This window comes from Kitasatospora sp. NPDC059408 (assembly GCF_042751525.1).
Taxonomy (GTDB): Bacteria; Actinomycetota; Actinomycetes; order Streptomycetales; family Streptomycetaceae; genus Kitasatospora.
Genome location: NZ_JBHYWI010000094.1, coordinates 25,831 through 29,715, shown reverse-complemented (window position 1 = coordinate 29,715; position 3,885 = coordinate 25,831). Strand labels below are relative to the sequence as shown.

4 protein-coding genes are annotated in these 3,885 nt (G+C 73.9%); 2 read left to right on the top strand and 2 right to left on the bottom strand.

Annotation, left to right across the window (positions count from 1 at the left end; all coding sequences use genetic code 11):
• Positions 1-174: 174 nt before the first annotated feature.
• Positions 175-1,719: an FAD-dependent monooxygenase gene (locus tag ACFXDE_RS38010; RefSeq protein ID WP_380498911.1), complete on the bottom strand. Its 1,545-nt coding sequence runs from the start codon at positions 1,717-1,719 to the stop codon at positions 175-177.
• Positions 1,720-1,826: 107 nt separating this feature from the next.
• Between ACFXDE_RS38010 and ACFXDE_RS38005 the strand changes: the two genes are divergently transcribed.
• Entirely contained in the window at positions 1,827-2,438 is a 612-nt protein-coding gene (locus ACFXDE_RS38005; protein WP_380498910.1) for a TetR/AcrR family transcriptional regulator, read from the top strand.
• A gap of 27 nt (positions 2,439-2,465) precedes the next feature.
• Here the strand turns inward: ACFXDE_RS38005 and ACFXDE_RS38000 are convergent, their stop codons facing one another.
• The gene (locus ACFXDE_RS38000) at positions 2,466-2,915 is read right to left on the bottom strand and encodes a hypothetical protein (protein WP_380498909.1); all 450 of its coding nucleotides are present in this window, start codon (positions 2,913-2,915) and stop codon (positions 2,466-2,468) included.
• A gap of 229 nt (positions 2,916-3,144) precedes the next feature.
• Between ACFXDE_RS38000 and ACFXDE_RS37995 the strand changes: the two genes are divergently transcribed.
• The gene (locus ACFXDE_RS37995) at positions 3,145-3,816 is read left to right on the top strand and encodes a hypothetical protein (RefSeq protein ID WP_380444125.1); all 672 of its coding nucleotides are present in this window, start codon (positions 3,145-3,147) and stop codon (positions 3,814-3,816) included.
• Positions 3,817-3,885 lie beyond the last annotated feature (69 nt).

The following is a 3,885-nucleotide window of genomic DNA, read 5'->3' as shown; positions in this document are numbered from 1 at the left end:
GGCGGCTACCACGTCTCCGAGACGCGCCGCAACGTGCAGGGCTACCTCGACCACCTGATCATCCGATGATGAGCGAGCGGAGCGAGCGACCAGAAGGAGAGGCCCTTTGGCGAAGCCACCGGCCGAGCGAAGCGAGGGCCGGTGGTAATTCGCCCGTCGTAGTGCTGGCGTCGGTCAGATGGCGAACTGGCGGAGGTGGTGGCGGAGTTGCTCGGCGTCGGGGGTGCCTGCCGTCAGGGTGACGTAGCCGTCGGGGCGGACGAGGACGGTGGCGTCGCCGGTGAGGCCGTAGGCGCGGCGCGCGTGGCCGTCCGGGTCCTGGACGGCGGCCTCGCGGAGGCCGGGGAGCGGGGGGAGGAGCGGCGGGCCGGGGCGGTCGGTGAACCTCAGCAGGGTGAAGTGCGGTCCGCGGAACAGGTCGAACAGGCGGGTGGGGCCGTCGGTGGTGCGGCAGGGGGCGTCGGGGGCGCGGTCGCCGGCGCGGATGCCGGTGGCGTCGTCGAGGTCGCGGCCGAGCGGGCCGCCGCGGTAGCCGAGGGAGAGGCCGGTGAAGTCGCCGCCCGCGGTGGCCGTCGGGTCGGCGAACTGGGCGGCCAGGGCCCGGGCTCCGCCGTCCGAGAAGAGCGTGCGGTGCTGGGCGGAGGTGGCGGCGAGGACGGCGCGGGCGACGGGCAGGCGCTCGGCCTCGTAGCTGTCGAGGAGGGCGTCCGGGGCGCCGCGCAGCGTGGCGGCGAGTTTCCAGGCCAGGTTGTGGGCGTCCTGGATGCCGGTGTTCATGCCCTGTCCGCCGGCCGCGGAGTGGCAGTGCGCGGCGTCGCCGGCGAGCAGGATCCGGCCGCTGCGGTAGCGCTCGACCATGCGGACGGTGGGGCGCCAGGTGCTCGCCCAGGTGAGGCCCTGGAGGGTGACGCCGGGCAGGCCGGCGCGCTCGGCGAAGACGCGGCGGAAGGTGTCGAGGGTGGGCGCGGGCAGCACGCCGTCCTCGTCGGGGATGACGGCGGCGTGGACGGCCCACGTGTCGTCCTGGCGCAGCGGCACGATGGCGAGGGCGCCGGCGCCGAACCGGGCGTCGTTCCAGATGTGCATCCGGTCGGGGGCGAGGCCGTCGATGCGCATCGACGCCATGATGAACCGCTCCTCCTCCCAGGTCTCGCCGAGGAACGGGATGCCGGTGAGCTTGCGGACGGTGCTGCGCCCGCCGTCGCAGCCGACGACGTACCGTGCGCGGATCGCGGAGGTGCCGGCGTCGGAACGGCGGAGTGTCGCGAGCACGCCTTCGTCGTCCTGGGCGCAGTCCACGAGTTCCGTCCCGAGCTCGACCTTCCCGCCGTGCTCCGCGAGCCGGTCGCGCAGCACCGCCTCGGTGTGGTGCTGCGCGAGCAGGACCATGCCGGCGTACGGGCGGTCGGGCGTCGCGGTGTTGGCGGCGGCCGGGTCGACCTCGTGGACGACCCGACTGCCTTCGTACGTGCGGAGTTTGGGGTTCAGCAGGCTGCGGGCGAGGATCGCGTCGGCGGCGCCGAGGTCGTCGAGCACCTCCAGCGTCCTCGGGTTGACCCCCTTGCCGCGCACGCCGCGGTCGCGGAAGTCCGGGTCGCGTTCGACGATCCGGCAGTCGACGCCCGCGCGGGCCAGGCCGACGGCGAGCGCGAGGCCCACCGGTCCGGCGCCGACGACGAGGACGTCGGTGGTTTCGAGCTGTGTTTCGGAGCCAGGCATGGCGGTCTCCCTCGGGTACGAGCCCATAAGATACGGCGCGTTTCTTGCTCCCGACTGTAGACTGACCCCCATAAGAAACGCAACGTATCTATCTACGGGATCCGGTGATGGGCAGAGCAGCGGTGGGCGGGGCGGAAACCGGCCGGGCGTCACGCCGGCGGGGCGACGAGCTTGAGCGTGCGATCCTCGACGCGGTGTGGGCGGAACTGGCCGAGCACGGCTACGACCGGCTCACCATGGACGGCGTCGCCGCGCGCGCCCGGACCAGCAAGCCGGTCCTCTACCGCCGGTGGCCCAATCGGCCCGCCCTCGTCATTGCCGCGCTCGGCCGCAACGCCCCCGACTTCCAGGAACCGCCGGACACCGGCGAGTTGAGGGCCGACCTGGCCGCCTTCCTGCTCAGCCTGCTGCACCGCTTCGACGACCTGCCCACGGACGCCGTTCACGGCTTCCTCATCGACCTGATGCGCGACCCCGAACTGCGCGCGCGGTTCCGCACCGGGCTGACGGCCTTCGGGGCGGTGGACGCGCTGGAGGCGATGATGCGCCGCGCCGCCGACCGCGGGCAGATCAACGCCGCGCGCATCAACCCGCGCACGGCCTCCCTCCCGCTCGACCTCCTGCGCGACGCGTTCCTCCTGGGCGGCGGCGTGCCGTCGGACCAGGTCGTCGACGAGATCCTCGACGACGTCGTCCTGCCCCTGCTCAAGGCGCCGTAGCGCGCGGGGAGTTCAACGGGGGAGGGCTCAACCCGCCCGCAGGGCCGCGAGTTCGACGGCGTGGTCCTGCCAGGCGTACAGCCGGTCGCCGACCAGGGCCGCGTCGTAGCTGCCGCAGCGGGCCGTCGCCCTGGCGCGCGTGTCGCCGGGGAACCAGGCCGCCGTCAGGTTGACGCCGCCGCGCGGTTCGCCCGGGGTGCAGCCCTCGGGCAGCCGGCCGTCGGGGACGGTGGCGGCCAGCAGGCGGTCGTAACCCGTGGTGGACATGCGGTAGTTGACGGTCGTCGCGCCGTCGGGGAGCCAGGCCGGCATCGACGTGCGGTCGGCCTTCGCCTTGGCGCCGGTGGCGTAGGCGGACTCCTCGACGTGCCGGCCCTCCCGCAGGCCGTTCAGGGTCGGGACGGCGAAGGCGGCGAGCGCGCCGAGTCCGATCACGGCCGCCGCGCCGCCGATCACCGTGTTTCGTCGGATGGCCATGGGTCACGCTCCTGGGGTGTGGGGGCCGGTGTTGGCCTCTCCATCCTCGGTGGCGTGCCGGACGGCGTCCGTGCACCTCAGGTGCCGGACCGGCTCCCACCGTGGTCGTACGGAAGGGTGCGGGACCCCTGGGGGAAAGGGCGGGGGATGTCGGGGTTCCGGCCCCGGGCCGCCCGTTGTTTGGCATCATCCCGAGGGGGAGCAGGGGGTGGCGAGGACGGTGGGGGACGTGAGGGACGCACGGCCGCGGCGCGCATGGCCGACGGCCCTCGTGGTGCTGGCGCGCGGGGTGCTCCTCGTGATCGGCCTGTGCGCGGTCGGGTTCGGCATCGAGCGGACCGTCGCCGTGAACCAGGACGTGGGCGCGTACACCCGCGCCCCGGTCTGCAGCACCGGCAACCCGTCTGCGGGGTCGGTCTGCGTGCGGCTGGAGAGCGGCCGGGTGACGGACCGGTGGGTGGGCCGCAGCGGGGACTCGACCACCCACAACCTCACGGTGGCGCGCGAGTCGGATCCCGGGGGCAAGGACTACGACGTCGGCGAGGCGTTCTACGACGACGCGGACGTCGGCACGTACGTGCTGCTGAAGGTCTGGCGCGGCGACGTCGCCCAAGTCGAGTACCGGGGCCACAAGTCGGTGTTCCCGCAATTCCGCTTCGGCCTCCTGGCGTTGCTCGCGCTGCTGATCGCCGTGGGCACCGGCCTGGTGGTGGCCGGTCTGCCGGGGATCGACGAGGACGTCCGGTGGCTCGGGGGCGTGGGCCTGGTGCCGTTCTTCTTCGCGGGGTGGGTGTTCGACCTGTTCTTCGGTGCCGTCCACCTGCCGCTCGCCGTGGCGATCGCGCTGATCACCGGCGCCTGGCTGGCCATGACGGCGGGCGCGGTGAAGCTCGCCCACTGAGACGCCTCGATGCGGCGGTCCGGGGGCGGAACCCGTCGGCCCCGTGGGGCCGGGGGGCGGCCGTTCGGG

Bases quoted from the DNA above. Each gene is read 5' to 3' on its own strand.
- ACFXDE_RS38005 (WP_380498910.1), top strand. From the start codon at position 1,827: ATGGGCAGAGCAGCGGTGGGCGGGGCGGAAACCGGCCGGGCGTCACGC.
- ACFXDE_RS38010 (WP_380498911.1), bottom strand. From the start codon at position 1,719: ATGCCTGGCTCCGAAACACAGCTCGAAACCACCGACGTCCTCGTCGTC.
- ACFXDE_RS38000 (WP_380498909.1), bottom strand. From the start codon at position 2,915: ATGGCCATCCGACGAAACACGGTGATCGGCGGCGCGGCGGCCGTGATC.